Origin of the sequence: Pseudonocardia sp., from assembly GCF_050250275.1 — a bacterium.
Taxonomy (GTDB): Bacteria; Actinomycetota; Actinomycetes; order Mycobacteriales; family Pseudonocardiaceae; genus Pseudonocardia.
Genome location: NZ_JBFWOY010000049.1, coordinates 15,462 through 32,510, shown reverse-complemented (window position 1 = coordinate 32,510; position 17,049 = coordinate 15,462). Strand labels below are relative to the sequence as shown.

17 protein-coding genes are annotated in these 17,049 nt (G+C 74.7%); 10 read left to right on the top strand and 7 right to left on the bottom strand.

Annotated elements, in window-relative coordinates; genetic code table 11:
- Together AB7F12_RS29855 and AB7F12_RS29850 are read left to right on the top strand one after the other, a co-directional pair.
- The coding region (locus AB7F12_RS29855) for an integrase core domain-containing protein (RefSeq protein ID WP_428501778.1) at positions 1 to 125 on the top strand (125 nt) is incomplete at its 5' end.
- A 14-nt stretch (positions 126 to 139) separates the two neighbouring features.
- Positions 140 to 706, top strand: coding sequence for an MFS transporter (locus AB7F12_RS29850; protein WP_428516232.1), 567 nt, complete (start codon positions 140 to 142; stop codon positions 704 to 706).
- A gap of 10 nt (positions 707 to 716) precedes the next feature.
- On the opposite strand, the gene AB7F12_RS29845 is transcribed toward AB7F12_RS29850, so the two are convergent.
- The 3 genes from AB7F12_RS29845 to AB7F12_RS29835 all read right to left on the bottom strand — a co-directional run bounded on the left by AB7F12_RS29845 (position 717) and on the right by AB7F12_RS29835 (position 3,505).
- The gene (locus AB7F12_RS29845) at positions 717 to 1,178 is read right to left on the bottom strand and encodes a MarR family winged helix-turn-helix transcriptional regulator (protein WP_428502181.1); all 462 of its coding nucleotides are present in this window, start codon (positions 1,176 to 1,178) and stop codon (positions 717 to 719) included.
- 40 nt (positions 1,179 to 1,218) lie between these two features.
- On the bottom strand, positions 1,219 to 1,788 hold the full coding sequence (locus AB7F12_RS29840; protein ID WP_428502180.1) for a GNAT family N-acetyltransferase: 570 nt from the start codon (positions 1,786 to 1,788) through the stop codon (positions 1,219 to 1,221).
- 205 nt (positions 1,789 to 1,993) lie between these two features.
- Positions 1,994 to 3,505, bottom strand: coding sequence for a PucR family transcriptional regulator (locus AB7F12_RS29835; protein ID WP_428502179.1), 1,512 nt, complete (start codon positions 3,503 to 3,505; stop codon positions 1,994 to 1,996).
- A 165-nt stretch (positions 3,506 to 3,670) separates the two neighbouring features.
- Between AB7F12_RS29835 and AB7F12_RS29830 the strand changes: the two genes are divergently transcribed.
- The 7 genes from AB7F12_RS29830 (at position 3,671) to aroQ (ending at position 10,825) form a co-directional block, all read left to right on the top strand.
- The gene (locus tag AB7F12_RS29830) at positions 3,671 to 6,040 is read left to right on the top strand and encodes a xanthine dehydrogenase family protein molybdopterin-binding subunit (protein WP_428502178.1); all 2,370 of its coding nucleotides are present in this window, start codon (positions 3,671 to 3,673) and stop codon (positions 6,038 to 6,040) included.
- A 31-nt stretch (positions 6,041 to 6,071) separates the two neighbouring features.
- On the top strand, positions 6,072 to 6,797 hold the full coding sequence (locus AB7F12_RS29825) for a LamB/YcsF family protein (protein ID WP_428502177.1): 726 nt from the start codon (positions 6,072 to 6,074) through the stop codon (positions 6,795 to 6,797).
- Between the two features lie 28 nt (positions 6,798 to 6,825).
- Positions 6,826 to 7,071, top strand: coding sequence for an acetyl-CoA carboxylase (locus tag AB7F12_RS29820; protein WP_147102654.1), 246 nt, complete (start codon positions 6,826 to 6,828; stop codon positions 7,069 to 7,071).
- Complete coding sequence (locus AB7F12_RS29815) at positions 7,068 to 8,423, top strand: acetyl-CoA carboxylase biotin carboxylase subunit (protein ID WP_428502176.1); 1,356 nt, start codon at positions 7,068 to 7,070, stop codon at positions 8,421 to 8,423. Before AB7F12_RS29820 ends, AB7F12_RS29815 begins: the two co-directional genes overlap by 4 nt.
- Positions 8,420 to 9,307: a 5-oxoprolinase subunit B family protein gene (locus AB7F12_RS29810; protein WP_428502175.1), complete on the top strand. Its 888-nt coding sequence runs from the start codon at positions 8,420 to 8,422 to the stop codon at positions 9,305 to 9,307. The genes AB7F12_RS29815 and AB7F12_RS29810 overlap by 4 nt, the downstream gene beginning before the upstream one ends.
- Positions 9,304 to 10,275, top strand: coding sequence for a biotin-dependent carboxyltransferase family protein (locus AB7F12_RS29805; RefSeq protein WP_428502174.1), 972 nt, complete (start codon positions 9,304 to 9,306; stop codon positions 10,273 to 10,275). The genes AB7F12_RS29810 and AB7F12_RS29805 overlap by 4 nt, the downstream gene beginning before the upstream one ends.
- A gap of 109 nt (positions 10,276 to 10,384) precedes the next feature.
- Positions 10,385 to 10,825 (top strand): type II 3-dehydroquinate dehydratase, encoded by a 441-nt coding sequence (aroQ, locus tag AB7F12_RS29800; protein ID WP_428502173.1) that lies wholly within the window; start codon positions 10,385 to 10,387, stop codon positions 10,823 to 10,825.
- Positions 10,826 to 10,884: 59 nt separating this feature from the next.
- Here the strand turns inward: aroQ and AB7F12_RS29795 are convergent, their stop codons facing one another.
- The 3 genes from AB7F12_RS29795 to AB7F12_RS29785 are packed head-to-tail and all read right to left on the bottom strand — an operon-like array spanning position 10,885 to position 15,079.
- Positions 10,885 to 11,610 (bottom strand): SDR family NAD(P)-dependent oxidoreductase, encoded by a 726-nt coding sequence (locus AB7F12_RS29795; RefSeq protein WP_428502172.1) that lies wholly within the window; start codon positions 11,608 to 11,610, stop codon positions 10,885 to 10,887.
- A gap of 4 nt (positions 11,611 to 11,614) precedes the next feature.
- A complete protein-coding gene (locus AB7F12_RS29790) occupies positions 11,615 to 12,544 on the bottom strand; it encodes a DMT family transporter (protein WP_428516234.1) in 930 nt (309 codons plus the stop codon).
- A 30-nt stretch (positions 12,545 to 12,574) separates the two neighbouring features.
- Positions 12,575 to 15,079, bottom strand: coding sequence for a WS/DGAT domain-containing protein (locus tag AB7F12_RS29785; protein ID WP_428502621.1), 2,505 nt, complete (start codon positions 15,077 to 15,079; stop codon positions 12,575 to 12,577).
- Positions 15,080 to 15,117: 38 nt separating this feature from the next.
- On the opposite strand from AB7F12_RS29785, the gene AB7F12_RS29780 reads away from it, so the two are divergent.
- Positions 15,118 to 16,257, top strand: a complete 1,140-nt coding sequence (locus tag AB7F12_RS29780; protein ID WP_428502620.1) for an MGDG synthase family glycosyltransferase — start codon at positions 15,118 to 15,120, stop codon at positions 16,255 to 16,257.
- A 2-nt stretch (positions 16,258 to 16,259) separates the two neighbouring features.
- Here the strand turns inward: AB7F12_RS29780 and AB7F12_RS29775 are convergent, their stop codons facing one another.
- On the bottom strand, positions 16,260 to 16,922 hold the full coding sequence (locus AB7F12_RS29775; RefSeq protein WP_428502619.1) for a VC0807 family protein: 663 nt from the start codon (positions 16,920 to 16,922) through the stop codon (positions 16,260 to 16,262).
- Positions 16,923 to 17,049: the final 127 nt, after the last annotated feature.

Sequence of the window (17,049 nt, the reverse complement as noted above, 5' to 3'; positions counted from 1 at the left end):
AACGCGCACGCCGCAAGGCGCTGCCAGCATGGCTGCACCACTACAACCATCACCGGCCTCACACCGCGCTCGGTAACCAGCCCCCGATCACCCGCTGCACCAACGTCACCGAGCAGTACAGCTAGTCGCCGTCGGCGCCATGAACCTGCACCTCGTCCCGCTCATGACCCACGGTCGCGGCTTCGACCTCGCCATCGCGGGCCTCGCCGTCGCCGGGATGTCGGTCACCCAGCTCGTCGGCCAGCTCGTCACCGGCATCGTCGGTGACCGCTTCGACAAACGCCGGCTCGCCGCCGGGTGCATGGTGCTGCAGACAGCCGTTCTCGTCGTGCTCGCGCTGTCGTCGAACCTGGTCGTCGTGTTCGCCGCCGCGATGCTGCACGGGCTGGCCTGGGGCCTGCGCGGACCGGCCATGAACGCCATCCGCGCCGACTACTTCGGCACCCGCGCCTTCGGCACCATCACCGGCTGGTCCATGGGGTTCGTGTCGCTGGGCATGGTCGGCGGACCGCTGCTCGTGTCGGTGTTCGCCGAGGGTCCGGGCGGCTACCCGGTCGGCTTCCTCGCCGCGACGGCGGCGACCGTCGCCGGGCTCGTCGCGTTCCTCGTGGTGCGCCCACCGCGGCCGCACGAGCCGGTCGTGGCGCCCGCCGCGGCGACGGGGACCGGTTGCGGGTGCGCCGCCGCGCCGGGATCCGCCGCCTGAGGGACGGCGCTCACCGTGCCTCAGCGGCCCGGTCGAACCCGTCGGCCAGCTCCTCCATGGCGGGCAGTGCCGCGAGCAGCGCCGCCGCCTGCTGCTCGGGCATCCCGGCCAGGATCGCGGTGACCGTCGCCGACCGCTTCTCCCGGATCCGGAGCGTGGTCGCCCTGCCCTCGTCGGTGGCCTCCAGCAGGGCGGCGCGCTGGTCGGTGGGGTGCGGCGTGCGCCGGATCAGGCCCGCCGCGTCGAGCTTGGTGGCGATCCGCGACAGCATCGTCGGGTTGATGCCCTCGATGCGCGCCGCCTCGGTCGGCCCGATCGGGCCCCGGAAACCGATGATCGCCAGCACCGACGCCTGGCTCGGTGTCAGGTCCTCGCTGATCGCCGCCGCGTTGAGCACACGTGCCAGCCGCACGATCGCCCGGCGCAGGCGCGCGACGGAGTCCGGGTCGAACGTCGTCAGGGGGTCGGGCACGCCTGGCTCCTCGCAGACCGCGGGTGGTGCGTCATGACTATCAGGGACGACCCGGGGAAGGTGCGGCCGGGGCGAGCGGGCGGCTCATGCGGGCCAGCGGGATCACGACACCGGCCGACAGATCGGTCAGCTCCTCGTCGAGGAGGTAGCCCGCCGCCTCGTAGAGCGGGCGGCCCGCGACCGTCGCCATGAGCTCCACCCGGGTGAACCCCTCCGCCGCCGCGGCCGCCTCGCACAACCGCAGGACGAGGCGGCCGACGCCGCGGCGGGTGTGGTCGGGATGGGTGTACATCGCGCGGATGCGGGCGGGCTGCGTCGCGGGGTCGAGCAGGGCGTCGTCGCGGCCCGCGGTGTGGTCGCCGCCGTAGAGGGTGGCGCGCCTGCTCCAGCCGCCGCAGCCCGCGAGCGCGGGGGTGCCGTCGCGGTCGTCCTCGACCAGGAAGTACGTGCCGTCGTCGACGAGCCTGGTGTCGAGTCCCATGATCGCCCGGCTGGCCTCGACCTGTGCCGCGTCGAGCCAGGGGGAGAGCAGCCGGCCGATCGCGGCGTCGACGAGCGGGGTGAGCGCGGGCACGTCGGCGGGGGTGGCGAGCCTGCTGGTCAGCGGCATGTCGCGATCATGCCACCGGCGGGCGCCCGCCCCGGAAGCTGTCCGTTCTGTCGGGTGCAACCTGACGGTCGTCGCGGCGCGTCGAGACGACCGTCAGGTTGCGCCCGGATACGGCGGCCCGGATACGGCGGCCCGGATACGGCGGCCCGGATACGGGGGCCCGGGTGCGGCGGTTGCGGTGGAGCCGGTACCGCCGACCGCGCGGTCAGACCTGCAGGGCGAACCACAGCTCGGCGCGCACACCGGGGGAGTCGAGGTCGCGGCCGAGCAGCCGGGCCGCCTTGTCGATCCGCGTGCGCAGCGTGTGCCGGTGCACGCCCAGGGCGGCGGCGGCCGGGTCCCACTGCCCGTGGTGGGCGAGCCACGCCCGCACCGACTCGACGAGCTCGCCGCGGCGGTGCTCGTCGTGGCGCACGAGGGGGCGCAGCAGCGACTCCGCGAACCCCGCCGCGTCGCCCGCCGGGACCAGCCGGTGCAGCCCGGCACCGGCCAGCTCCCCGAAGTGCACGACGGGCAGGTGCCGGCGGTGGGCGGCGTCCAGGGCGTGGACGGCCTGGTCGACGGCCTGCCCGACGGGGGTCCGGCCCGGCGTCGCGGCGCCGGGTGCCGGGTCGTCGACGATCGGGTCCGACACCCCGGCGTGCACGTCCGGGCGGCCCGCGGCGGCGCGCAGGATCGCGTCCGGCTCGCCCGTCTCGACGAGGACGACGACGGCGTCGCCCCGGGCGGCGGCGAACGGGGGCTTGCGGTCGCGGCCCTCCAGCGCGTCGAGGAGCTCGTCGGTACGGCCGTCGCGGCGGCGCAGCGCGACCGCGTGCCCGCCCGCGCCGGGCGGCCGGCCCCACAGCGGCTCGGCGATGTCGGCTGCTCCCGGCCCGGGCACGGTGACCATCAGCTCCAGCAGCGCACAGCGCAGGGCGCGTTCGGCCCGGGCGACGGCGTCGCCGCGGGCGTGCAGCAGCGTCAGCACCGACACCGCCGAGCCGATGACCTGCTTGTCGACGGGGGAGAACGGCGTCTCGCGGCCGACGGCGAGCAACCCACGGCCGGGCAGGCGCAGCGTCTGCAGGACGACGTGCCCGTCGTCGTCGGAGATCGTCGAGCTCGTCGAGCCGCGCCGGGCGAGGACCCGCCGGATCTCCCCGCGCAGGCCGGCGGCGCGCCGTCCCGCGCCGCGGGGTGCGGCGTGGCGGACCGTGTGCGTGGCGTCGACGACGATCGCCCACGCGCCGAGGAGCCCGGCGAGGGTGCGCAGCACCCCACCGGTCCCGCTGCCCGCCACGGCGGCGGCGGTCAGCGCGCGCTGCGCGTCGTCGGAGCGCACGACCTGGGTGTAGGCGTCCGACGCCAGGGCCGCCGAGACCGCCTTCGTGATCGCGATGAAGGGGGTGCGTTCGGGGACCTCCAGCAGCGGCAGCCGGGCGTGCTCGCAGGCCTCGGCGAGCGCGGCGGGGACGGTCGGCCAGCCGAGACCGACACCGAACCCGAGGCCGGCGAGCCCGTGTGCGGCGAGCCGGCGCACGTACACGTCGGGGTCGGTCGCCCGGATGGGCAGTCCTGTGGTCAGCAGGAGCTCCCCGCCGTCGAGGTAGCGGGTCGGGTCGGTGAGCTCGCTGCTGTGCGCCCAGCTGACCTCGCGATCCAGATCTGCGGAGGGACACGCGGGGCGGAGTCCGAGGCTGCGGTCGGAGATCAGGTCGTCGAGCGTCGCGGGCACGGTCACACCTCCGGCGTCCGCCGCCGGAGGTGGACACGTCGTCGGGTTCGGCCTCCGGAACGGGACGAACTGGACACTACCCCTGAACCGTGTTGCGGATCACTCTGGCGTACGCGTGCGCCCCCCACCGTTCCACCACGAAGCGCTCCAGAAGGACGTGATCCGGTGACCCAGACCGCCCCGCGGTACGTCGGCCAGAGCCTGCCTCGCAAGGAGGATGCGGCGCTGCTGACCGGGAACGGGACCTGGACCGACGACATCACCCCCGCCGCGACGCTGCACATGGCCCTCGTGCGCAGCCCCGTCCCGCACGCCCGCATCGGCGGCATCGACACCACCGCCGCGCGGGCCGTCCCCGGGGTCGTGGACGTCCTCACCGGTGAGGACCTGGCCGGGGAGTTCGTCGCCGGCATCCCGTGCGGCTGGCCCGTCACCGAGGACATCAGGGTGCCCGAGCACCGCGCGATCGCGGTCGGGGAGGTCAACCACGTCGGCGACGGCGTCGCGGTCGTGCTCGCCACCAGCGCTACCGCGGCCCGTGACGCGCTCGACCTGGTCGAGGTCGACTACGAGCCGCTGCCCGCCGTCGTCGACATCGAGGCGGCGATGGAGCCGGGCTCGCCGCTCGTGCACGAGGAGCTGGGCACCAACCACTGCTACACGTGGCCGCTGGCCACCGGCGACGTCGACGCCGCGTTCGCGGCCGCCGAGGTCGTCGTCGAGGGCCGCTACCTGCAGCAGCGCGTCATCGCCTCGCCGATGGAGCCGCGCGCGGTCGTCGTCACCCCCGACCCGGTCGGCGGCGGGTTCACGATGTACACCGCGACCCAGGTGCCGCACTTCGTGCGCGACATCCTCGCCGCGATCTGCTCGGTGCCGGACACGAAGCTGCGCGTCGTCGCCCCCGACGTCGGCGGCGGGTTCGGCGCCAAGCTCAACGTCTACGCGGAGGAGGCCCTCGCCCTCGTCCTCGCGCGGCGCACCCGCCGCCCGGTGAAGTGGACCGAGAGCCGCTCGGAGCACCACCTGGCGACGACGCACGGCCGCGGCCAGGTCCAGCACATGGCCGTCGCCGCCACCCGCGACGGGCGCATCCTGGGCATGAAGGTCAATTTGCTGGCCGACATGGGTGCCTACCTGCAGCTGCTCACCCCGGGCATCGCCGTGTTCGGTGCGTTCACCTACTGCGGGCTCTACGACTTCGGCGCCTACTCCTTCGAGTGCAAGGGCGTGTTCACCAACCTCACCCCGACCGACGCCTACCGCGGCGCCGGCCGCTCCGAGGCCGCCTACGCCCACGAGCGGATCATGGACGACCTCGCCCGCGAGCTGGGCATGGACCCGGCCGAGGTGCGGCTGCGCAACCTGCACCCGCCCTTCGACGAGCCGCGCGCCGTCCCGTCCGGGGTGCTCTACGACTCCGGCGACTACGAGCGCTGCATGCGCAAGGCGATGGACCTCGTCGGCTACGACGAGCTGCGCGCCGAACAGGCACGGCGCCGCGAGTCGGGCGACCCCGTGCAGATCGGCATCGGCATCGGCAACTTCACCGAGAGCGGCGGGCTGTCGCCCTCGAAGGTCGCGGCGGGGGTGCGGCTGCAGTCGGGCGGCTGGGAGGCCGCGACCGTGCGGATGACGACCAGCGGCAAGGTCGAGGTCGTCACCGGCACCTCACCGCACGGACAGGGCCACGAGACGGCGTGGTCGCAGATCGTCGCCGACCGGCTCGGGGTCGACCCGGCCGACGTCGAGGTCCTGCACGGCGACACCATGATCGCCCCGTTCGGCCGCGACACCTACGGCTCGCGCAGCCTCGCCGTCGGCGGGACGGCCGTGCACCTGGCCGCCGGCAAGGTCCGCGAGAAGGCCATGACGATCGCGGCACACCTGCTGGAGGCCGACGAGTCCGACCTGGAGTTCGAGGGCGGCCGGTTCGCCGTCGCGGGCACGAGCGGGCCCGGCGTCACCATCCAGGAGGTGGCGGGCGCGGCATCGCTCGCGGCGAACCTGCCCGACGGCATGGAGCCCAACCTCACCGCCGACCACCACTTCGACCCGCCCAACTTCACCTGGCCCTTCGGCACCCACATCTGCGTCACCCACGTCGACACCGACACCGGCTTCGTGCGCATCCACCGCTACGTCGCCGTCGACGACTGCGGGCACCTGGTCAACCCGCAGATCGTCGAGGGGCAGCTGCACGGCGGCATCGCCCAGGGCATCGGGCAGGCCCTGTTCGAGCACGCCACCTTCGACGCCGACGGGAACCCGACGACGGGCACGCTCGCCGACTACACCATCCCGTCGGCCACCGACCTGCCGATGTTCGAGCTCGACCAGACCATCACCCCGTCGCCCACGAACCCCATGGGCGTCAAGGGGATCGGCGAGTCGGGCGCGATCGGGTCGTCGCCCGCGGTGGTGAACTCCGTCATCGACGCCGTGGCCCACCTGGGCGTCACCCACGTCGACATGCCCGCGACCCCGCAGGCGGTGTGGCGGGCGCTCCGCGCCGCGAGGGGCCAGAATCGGTGACGCGCGACACTGCGGGAGGGAGAAACGTCCGATGGTGGCCATCAACTGCGACATGGGCGAGTCGTTCAGCATCTACCACTGCGGCGACGACGAGGGGCTGATGCCGTTCATCACGATCGCCAACGTGGCGTGCGGGTTCCACGCCTCCGACCCGCGGGTCATGGCGAAGACCGTGAAACTGGCCAAGCAGCACGGGGTGAAGGTCGGGGCGCACCCGTCGCTGCCCGACCGCGAGGGCTTCGGCCGGCGCGAGATGAAGATGGACCGCGACGAGCTCACCGCCTCCGTGATCTACCAGATCGGCGCGCTCGAAGGGTTCCTGCGTGCCGAGGGCATGGAGCTCAACCACGTCAAACCGCACGGCTCGCTCTACGGCATGGCCGCTCGCGACCCCGACGTCGCCGGTGCGGTCGCCGACGCCGCCGACGTCTTCGGCGTCCCGCTGATGGGCATGTCGGGCACCGTCCACGAGCAGGTGTGGGGTGAGCGGGAACCGGGGTTCATCTCCGAGTACTACGCCGACCTCGACTACCGCGACGACGGCTCGCTGATCATCACCCGCGAGCACCAGGCGTTCGACCCGGTGACGTCCGCGCAGGGCGCGGTGCGCGCGGTCACCGAGGGCAAGGCGTCCTCGGTCAACGGCAACGACCTCGCCGTGCGCGCCGACTGCGTGTGCGTCCACTCCGACACCCCGAACGCCGTGGAGCTGGCCCGCGCCGTGCACGACGCGCTGCAGCCGTACCTGACCGCCTGACCCTCTTCTCCCGAACCGAGGAGTTCTGTTGCCGCGTCACGAGGTCGTCTCCCCGATCCCCGGTGTGTTCTACCGGCGACCCGACCCCGACAGCCCACCGTTCGTCGAGGACGGCGGGGCCGTCGCCGCCGACCAGGCCGTCGGGCTCGTCGAGGTCATGAAGTCGTTCCACCAGGTCGCCGCCGGCGCCGAGGGCACCCTCGTCGAGTTCCTCGTCGGCGACGAGGACGAGGTCGATGCCGGCCAGCCCGTCGCGGTGGTGGAGACGGGGTGAAGCGGCTGCTCGTCGCGAACCGGGGCGAGATCGCGGTCCGCATCATCCGGGCGGCCCGCGATCTCGGCATCGCGACCGTCGCCGTGCACAGCAAGGCCGACGCCGACGCCCTGCACACCCGCCTGGCCGACACCGCGATCGAGATCGGGCCCTCGCCCGCGTCGAAGAGCTACCTCGTCGTCGACGCGATCCTCGCGGCGGCGAAGGAGGCCGGCGCCGACGCCGTGCACCCCGGCTACGGGTTCCTGTCCGAACGCGCCGGGTTCGCCGCCGCCGTGGCCGACGCGGGGCTGACCTTCGTCGGCCCCGACGCCGCGGTGATCGAGAAGATGGGCGACAAGGTCGCCGCCCGCGAGATCGCCCGCGCCGCGGGGGTCCCGACCGTCCCCGGGACGCCGGGCGGGGTCGCCGGTGTCGACGAGGCGCTCGCGGCGGCGGAGGACGTCGGCTACCCGGTGATGCTCAAAGCCGCCGCGGGTGGTGGGGGCCGGGGCATCCGGGTCGTCGAGGACGCCGACGCGCTGCGGTCGGCGTTCGGGCAGGCCTCGCAGGAGGCGGCGAAGGCGTTCGGCGACGGCACCATGTACCTGGAGCGGTTCGTCACCCACGCCCGCCACGTCGAGGTGCAGGTCCTGGGCGACGGCAGCGACGCCGTGCACCTGTTCGACCGGGAGTGCTCGCTGCAGCGGCGCCGGCAGAAGATGGTCGAGGAGGCGGTGGCGCCCGGTGTGTCCGAGGAGATCCGCTCCGCGATGACCGACGCGTCGGTCGCGCTGTGCCGTGAGGTGGGCTACCGCAGCGCCGGCACCGTCGAGTACCTCGTCGACGACGACACCGGCGAGTTCTTCTTCATCGAGATGAACACCCGCATCCAGGTCGAGCACCCGACCACCGAGCTCGTCACCGGTGTCGACCTCGTCGCCGAGCAGCTGCGGATCGCCGCGGGGGAACCACTGCGGGTCGACCAGGACTGCCTGGCCGCCCGCGGGCACGCCGTGGAGTTCCGGGTCTGCGCCGAGGACCCTGCGAACGACTTCATGCCCGCCCCGGGCGACCTCGGCCGTGTCACGCTGCCCGCCGGGCCGTGGGTCCGCTGCGACACCTGGGCCGAGCCCGACGGCAAGGTCCCGCCGTTCTACGACTCGTTGCTGGCCAAGGTGATCGTGTGGGGCGCCGACCGCGAGGAGGCGCTGCGCCGGTCGCGCCGCGCGCTCGCCGAGTTCTCCGTCGCCGGCGTCCCGACCACGGCCGGCCTGTTCACCGAGCTGCTCGACGAGGAGTGGTTCGCCGCGGGCGACTTCCACACCGCGACGTTGGAGCAATGGCTCGCCACCAGGGAGGGGAACGCGTGAGCACCGCTGTCCAGGACGCCCGCTACAGCTGGGGCGGCGACGAGTTCGTGTTCGTCGAGCTGGCCGAGGAGATGAGCCTGCAGGCCAACTTCCGGGCCATGGCCATCACGTCGCGGCTGCGCGACGAACGCCCCGACGGCATCATCGACATCTGCCCGGCCAATGCCTCCTACCAGGTGCACTACGATCCCGACGTGCTCGAGCCGCGGGCGCTGCTCGAGCACCTCCAGGACCTCGAACGGGCCGTCGGCGACGCGCTCGACGTCAGCCTGCCCAGCCGCGTCCTCGACATCCCGGTGCTCTACCGCGACCCGTGGACCACCGAGACCCTGATGAAGTTCCGCGACCGCCACCAGGACCCCGATGCCACCGACATCGAGTACGCCGCCCGCATCAACGGCTACTCCGACGTCGACGAGTTCATCGCCGCGCACTCGGGCTCGCCGTGGTTCACCTCGATGGTCGGGTTCGTCGCCGGGCTGCCGTTCAAGTTCCAGATGGTGCCTCGGGAACGCCAGATCGTCGTCCCCAAGTACCTGCGGCCGCGCACCGACACCCCGAAGCAGACCGTCGGCTACGGCGGCTGCTTCTCGTGCATCTACTCCGTCCGCGGCGCGGGTGGCTACCAGATGTTCGGCATCACCCCGGCGCCGATCTACGACCCGACGCAGTCGCTGCCCGACTTCCGCGACTTCCTCGTCCTGTTCCGGCCGGGTGACATCGTGAAGTTCACCCCGATCGACCGCGACCAGTACGACGACGCCCTCGCCCAGGTCGAGGCGGGCACGTTCCGGGTCACCGCGCACGACGTCGACTTCGCGCTCGAACCGTTCCTGGCCGACCCCGACGGCTACAACGCCCGGCTGTTGGAGGTGCTGGCATGACCGCCGCGATCGAGGTGCGCAAGCCCGGACTGTCGACGACGGTGCAGGACGGCGGCCGGCCCGGCTACTACCACCTGGGTATCCCGCCGTCGGGCGGGCTCGACCAGTACTCGCTGGCCGCGGCGAACCTGCTCGTCGGCAACGACGCGGGGGCCGCGGCATTGGAGATCGTCTACATGGGGCCGGAGCTGCTGTTCACCGCCCCGGCGACGGTCGCGGTCGCGGGCGCGACCATGCAGCCGCGGGTGAACGGTGAGGACCGCCCGCTGTGGGAGTCCTTCGACGTCGCCGAGGGCGACGTCCTCGACTTCGGCTACCTCGCCGGTGGTGCCCGCGCCTACCTGGCGGTCTCCGGCGGTGTCGATGTCCCCGAGGTGCTGGGCAGCCGCTCCACCTACGGCCTGGGTGCGCTGGGCGGGTTCTCCGGGCGTCCGCTCGCCGAGGGCGACGTGCTGGCCCTCGGCGGCGGCACCGGCCGCGCCGGGCTGGTCGTGCCCGAGGAGCTGCGGCGCAGCATGTCCAAGGACGTCGAGGTCCGCGTCGTGATGGGCCTCTACGACCACCGGCTCACCGACAAGGGCCGCGCCACGTTCCTGGACACGACGTGGACGCTCACCCCGGTCGCCGACCGGATCGGGTTCCGCTACACCGGCGCCGAGCTGGAGACCGTGGACCGGGAGCCGCCGTTCGGGGCGGGCCAGGACCCGTCGAACATCGTCGACGCCCCCTACCCGATCGGGTCCATCCAGGTCCCGGGCGGTGTGGAGCCGATCGTGCTGCACCGCGACGCGGTGTCGGGCGGCGGCTACATGATGGTCGCGACGGTCGTCTCCTGCGACCTCGACGTCGTCGCCCAGTCGGCGCCGCGGACCCGGACCCGGTTCGTGGAGGTCGACCTCGACGGGGCGCTCGCGGCCCGCGCGGAGCAGCGGGACCGGGCCCGGCGGTTGCGGGAGGCCCTGGGCTGAGCTGCGGGCCTTGGCGGCGCCCGACGGCGGGTCGACCCGACCGTCCGTCGGTTGCACACGGGGTGGGCCTGCGGGCGCCACGTCGCAGCGGTGCGGGAGGATCACCGACGTGACCCCGCCGACGGTTCTCGTGCTCAACGGCCCCAACCTCAACCTGCTGGGCACCCGCAAGCCGGAGGTCTACGGCTCGACGACGCTCGACGACGTCGCCGCGCTCTGCCGGGACGAGGCCGCCGGGCACGGCTGGGCCGTCGACCTGCGGCAGTCCAACCACGAGGGTGAGCTCGTCGACTGGCTCCACGAGGCCGGCCGCACCGAGGGCTGCCCCGGCGTGGTGCTCAACGCCGGCGCCTACACCCACACCTCCGTCGCGCTGCACGACGCGATCGAGGCCGTCGACGTGCCGGTCGTCGAGGTGCACATCTCGAACGTGCACCGTCGCGAGGCGTTCCGGCACCACTCGTACCTGTCGCCGGTGGCGGCGGGGATCGTCGTGGGCTTCGGGGTGGCGGGCTACGCCCTGGCGATCCGGGGCCTCGCCACCCGCTGAGCCCCGCCTGCCCGCGACGGCCCGCCCGGAGCCCGGCGAGGTGGCGGCCCGCGCGCGGGTCAGTGGGGGTCGAAGCGGCGGGAGAGGCGGGCGAACGTCGCGGGGACCGCGCCGTGCACCCGCGAGCCCAGCGTCAGCCAGCGTGGGACGAAGACCTCGGACCTGTTGCGGCCCACCGCGTCCACGACGGCGGCGGCCACCCGGTCGGCGCTGACGGGCCGCGGGAACGAGCGGTGGTAGGCCGCGCCCCGGCGCGCGAAGTAGGGGGTGTCGACGGCGCCGGGCAGGACCGTGGTGACGCGGACGTCCGACTCCAGCCGTACCGCGTCGGCGAACCCGCGCAGCCCGGCCTTCGTCGCCGAGTAGACGGCCTCCCCGCCGACGCCGATCGCCGCCACCGACGCGATGAACACGACGTGCCCGTCGTGGGCCCGCAACGTCGGCAGCAGGGCGGTGGTGAGCCGGATCGGGGCGGCGAGGTTCACCGCGAGCATCTCGTCGGCGGTCGCGGGCGGGGTGTCGGCCACCGGGCCCGCCCAGCCGAGACCGGCGCCGTGCACGAGCAGCCGCACCGTCTCGTCGGCGGCGCCGCGTACCGTCTCGACACCCGCGGCCGTCCCGAGGTCGGCGGCGACGGCGCGGCCACCGCACGCGGCGGCGACGGCGTCGAGCCGGGCCCGGTCGCGCCCGGTGACGACGACGGCCCAGCCCGCGTCGGCCAGGCGGAGCGCGACGGCGGCACCGATCCCGGACGAGCCTCCGGTCACCAGGGCTGTACCGGTCACCGGCTCACCCGGGCGCGGGGCCGGTGGGGCGGGCGCCGACGGCTTCCATCGCGTCGAAGCGGTGCAGCAGGTGGCTGCCCCGCGCGGTGATGAGCACGATCCCGGCGATGACCACCAGCGCCGCGATGCACTCGCCGGCGAGCTTGGCGGGGGAGGTGTCGAGCTGCTCGCCGAGCCAGCCGACGCCGATCAGGACGGCGACCACCGGGTCGACGCTGGTGATCACCGCCACCGCCGGGGAGACGAGCCTGCCCTGCTGGAACGTGTTCTGGCTGAGCAGGAACCCGAGCGGCCCGACCACGCAGACGACGTAGAGCGCCATGTGGGCGAACGGCTCGGTCCACCCGACCTGCAGCTGCCCGGTGACGACCTTCATGAGCCCGGCGGTGACGCCGTAGAGGACCCCGGTGGCCAGGGCGAGCGCCAGGACCCGCGACGGGTGCGACACGACCGCCGCGTAGACGAGGCAGCCGACGACGAGCGCGGCGAGCGCGATCCCCAGCGGCAGCCCGTCGGACAGGTCGAGGCTCTCGTGCGGAGCTCCCGGGACGGGCCGGGCCAGCAGCAGGAACGCCGACAGCCCCGCCGCGCAGCACAGCGCGCCGAGCAGGATGACGACGTCGGGGCGGCGGCGCGCCATCAGGGCGGAGAACCCGGCGGCGAACGCCACCCCCGTGACCAGCAGCGGCTGCACCACGGCGATGGGCCCGAACGTGAGCGCGACCAGCTGCAGCACCAGCGCGACGACCGTGGCGACCAGGCCGAGCAGCCACATCGGGCGGCCGAACAGCTCGACGAGCAGCCTGGGGCTCAGCGTCGGGGTGACCTCCACCTCCTTGGTGGCCCGCTGCTGCGCGGCGGTGGCCAGCCCGAAGCCCGCGGCCCCGAGGACGGCGGCGGGAACCGCGACGAGCATGCCCATCGAGGAGTCCATCGCCACCCCCAGCCGCTCCCCGGTGTGCGGTCACCCCCGGCCGCACACGTCACTCATATCGCGCAACGACGCACGCAGACAATCAGGTATTCCCCCGATCTCGCGGACGATACCGGCGTCGGCCGACACCCCCAGCGTCGTGAACCGGCCCCAGTTGAGGGCGCCGACCGCCAGCCCGACACCGTCGGCCAGCGGCAACACCGGGTAGACCTCGGAGATCAGGGCGCCCTGCATGTGCAGGGGCCGCCGGGCTCCCGGCATGACCGAGGCGAGCAGATGGAAGAACCTGCGCCCGTACACACCCCCGACGAGCAGCTCCTGCACCCGGCCGGGCAGCACGCCGAGCAGCCGCAGCACCGCGGCCGCGCCCTCGGGCTGGCCGCCGGCGGTGCCGCGGTCGAGCAGCTCCGCCACCCGGGCGACCCGCTCGGCCGGGGGCATCGGTCCCGTCGGCAGGTCCAGGGACACCGCGGCGGTCCGGTTGCCGGCCGAGCGGCTGCCGACACCGCGCGCGGTCCGGGTCGTGAGCGGCACCATCGTGCGGACCCGCTCGGGGGCGCCGCCGGGCGCGTGCTCCTGCAGGTGGCGGTGCAGGAACTCGGCGACGACGGCCAGCACGAGCGCGGTGGTGGCGACGCCGTGGCGGCGGGCGGCGTCGCGGACGTGCCTGCCGTCGAGCCGGACCCCGATGCGGTGGTGGCCGGGGCCGCCGACCCTCCCGGTGAGCGGGGACCGGCCGGCGGTCCCCGCGGTCGCGAGGCCGGCGATGCCGCGGACGATCCGCGCGGCGGCGCGCGCCCGGTCCCGTGCGGTGGGCGGGCCGCCCGGATCGCCGGGCCCGCGGGTGGGCAGGGTGGCCTCCTCGTCGGTGAACAGCCGGATCAGGGCGTCGGTGACGGCGAGCCCGTCGCCGAGCGAGTGGTGCACCTTGGCCAGCACCCCGATGCCCTCGCCGCCGGTGTGCCGGGCGATGAGGACCTGCCAGCCGGTCGTGACGGGGTCGACGGGCTCGGCGAAGAACGCGGTGAGTGCCTCGTCCCAGTCGGGGTGGTCACCGCCCGGGCCGACCGAGACGGTGTCGGCGCGCAGGTGCCGGCCGGAGTCCGGGGCAAGGTCCACGACCCAGCGCCGCGGCCGGCCGGGCTCGGCGGGCGCGAGGCGGCGGGTGAGCAGCTCGATGCGGCCGGCCCGCTCGGTGATCAGCTGCGCCACGTGGGCGCGCCAGGCAGCGGCGACCTCCGGTCCGGCGTCGGGGCCGGTGACGTCCTCGACGAGCAGCCGCGTTCCGACCTGCTGCGGGACGTCCGCGGTCGCGGCGTGCAGGAACAACGCGTCCTGGGCGCGGACCCGTTCGCCGGGGACGGTTTCGGCCCGCGCCGGGATCAGCGCGGCGACGTCGGCGGCGAGGTCGCGACCGGCGAGCCGTGTCCGCAGACCGGCGACGACGGACTCGCGGGCCGCCGGGTCGGCGAGGGCGGCGACGGCGTCGCGCAGCTCGTCGGGTCCGGGGCAGACCGTGGCCAGCCCCTCGCGTTCGAGGAGCTCGGCGTTGGCCCGGCCGTGGCCCGGGATGGGTGCGAACAGCAGCAGCGGCCGGGCGCACGCGAGCGCCTCCAGCGCGGTGGCGCCGCCGGCGTTGGTGACGACGGCGTCGCAGTCGCGGGTCGTGGCCGCCGGGTCGGACACCCAGTCGACGACACGCATCCGCACCCCGCGCGGGTGGTGTCCGGCCAGGCGTTCCAGCCGGGTCCGCACCGACGGCACCCGTCCCGCGCTGACGAGCACGTCGCCGCCGCCGTCGAGGACCGCCGCGCACGCCCCGGCGACGTCGCCGAACGCGAGCGACCCGCACGAGACGTGGACCAGCGGCCGGGTGCGGCCGGGCGCGTCGGCGGCGGGCGGGGTGAACGCGCCGGTCACGGGCAGCGCGGCGACGCGGACGGCGGCGCCGGGGACGGCCCGCTGCAGCATCCGCGCGCCCTCCGCGGTGCTGACGAGGTGCAGGTCGAGGGCCTTGTCGCCCCAGAGCGGGTGCGGTGCCGGGTCGGCGACGAGCGCGGCCGCGGGCATGGTCAGGTGCCCGGTGCGGCGCAGCCGCCCGAGGCCCAGCACCGCCTCCGGGAAGGTGGCGACGACGAGGTCGGGGTCGTGGGCGGCGACCGCCGTTGCGATGCCGCGCGCGCTCCACCGCGACACGACGGCGCGGGTGCCCGCCCGGAACGGCGGCACGTGCCAGAGCGCCCGGAAGTACAGGTCGTAGAGCCAGGGCAGGCGGCGCACGCAGCCGGCGTAGATCGCGGGGAACAGCGACCCGGCGCCGCGGCCCATGGCGTCGAGGGTCTCCGTCCAGACCACCTCGACGCCCGGCCACAGCGCCCGTGCCCGTTCCTCGACGGCCCGGGCGGCGGCGTGGTGGCCCTCGCCGAGGCTGCCGGTGACGAGCAGGACCCGCCGGGGTGTGCCCGGCGGCGCGGGGACGGCGGCGGGCCCCACGGGCCGGGAGGTGGTCGTCGGGGTGCTGGTGGAGGTGCTCATGTCGCCACCCGTTCCGTGATCGCGCTAGCGTGCGTGCCGTGGAGTGGATCGGCCCGGACGACGGGCCGGGTCGGGTACTGGTGCTGTCGGCACCGGTGGGAGAGGGCCACGTCGCCGCGGCCCGGGCCCTGGCTGCGCGGATGCGGGCGCTGTGGCCGCGGACCCTCGTGCGTGAGGTGGAGAGCACCGGCAGCACCGCCCGCGACGTCTCGCTGGCCCGCAGCTACGCGGCGACCATGCGGTGGGCGCCCGGGCTCTACGGCGCCGCCTACGACGCGCTGCTGCACGCCCCCCGCGCGGCGGCGCCCTTCAAGGCGATCAGCGCGTCGCGGGTCGGCCACGACCTGGCGCCGCTGGTCGACGAGGAACATCCGGACCTGGTCCTGTCCACGTACCCGATGACCACGGGCGGGCTGGCGTGGCTGCGCCGCCACGGCCGGCTGCCGGGGCGCAGCGTCGCCGTCGTGACCGACATGGCCGTGCACCCGTACTGGGCGTGGCGCGACGTCGACGAGACCTGGACGCTGCTGGAGTCCTCGCGCGGCCAGGCGCTGGCCGCGGCGCCCGGCGCCGACGTGCGGGTCGCGCCCGCGGCCGTCGACGTCCGGTTCGCACCGCGGGACCGGGCGCAGGCGCGTGCCGGCCTGGGCCTGCCCGCCGACGGCTTCACCGTGCTCGTGTCCGGGGGGTCGCTCGGGTTCGGGCACGTCGACCACGTCGTCGACGCCGTGCTGGCGGCGCGGACACCGCAGCGGCCGGTGCTGGCCGTGGTGCTGTGCGGGCACAACGAGCGGCTGCGCGCCGAGCTGAAGGCCCGCGGCCTGCCCCGCACGGCGCTGCGGCCGCTGGGCTGGACCGACCGGGTGCCCGACCTGATCGCGGCGAGCGACGTCGTCCTCACCACCGCGGGCGGGGTCATCGCGACCGAGGCGTTCGCGGTCGGGCGGCCCGTCGTGTTCGCCGCGCCCGTCGCCGGGCACGGCCGCGCCGGGGCCCGGCTCGCCGAGGACGCCGGGCTCGCGCTGGTGTGTCCGCGCCCGTCCGACGTGACCGCCACGATCGGCCGGCTCGCCGCCGACCCGGCGGCCACCGCACCGCTCGCGGCGCGCGCCGCGGAGTTCGGTGTCCGCGACCTCGACGCCGCCCTGCGCGACCTGGCCGGGCGTGTGCGCGGCTGAGCTCAGCCCACGCGCATCCGCGCGGCGGCGGGCAGGCCGATGCGCAGCCGGATGCCCTGCCCGCGCATCGAGCGCCGGAACCACCACAGGGACGTGACGATCCCCAGGCCGACGAGCGAGTACGAGCCCGCCGTCGACACCATCAGGTAGTTGCCGACGGTCTGGGTGGCGAGCACGGCGAGCGTCGTCGCCCCGTTGACCAGGAAGACGATCGCCCACAGCAGCGACACCCGCTTGAAGAACCGCTTCATGTGGGGGTGCCCGGTGAGGCTGTCGGGGAAGGCGCAGAAGTCGTCGGCCAGCTTGGCCAGCAACGGCCGGTCGAAGCCGAGCGTCACCAGCAGCAGCAACGCGAAGACGAAGTTCTGCACCGTCGGCTGCAGGAAGTACAGGAACGCGCTGCCCGTCCACAGCCCGACGACCGTGCGCGCGACCAGCAGCACGGTGCTGACGATCAGGATCGCCGGGATCCGCCGGCGCAGGACCAGCCTGCGCCCGATGGCCACCGCCGACCACGACAGGGCGGCGAGCAGCCCGGCGTCGAACCCGGCGTGGGTGAACAGCACCCAGAACAGGGCCAGCGGGATGAGCGTCGACTCCAGCAGCGGGCGCCCGGCCTGGCGCAGCAGGGACCCGATGGGCGGGAGGTGGATCAAGGTGGTCACGCGGGGGTGGTCCGGCATTCGCGCGGTCCGCCTCTCCTGTCGGGGTCGCCGAAGCATAACGACCCCGGTAACGAGGAGATAACGGGGTCGACGCCCGAAATGCGGCGCCCCGGGTCGCGTGGGACGT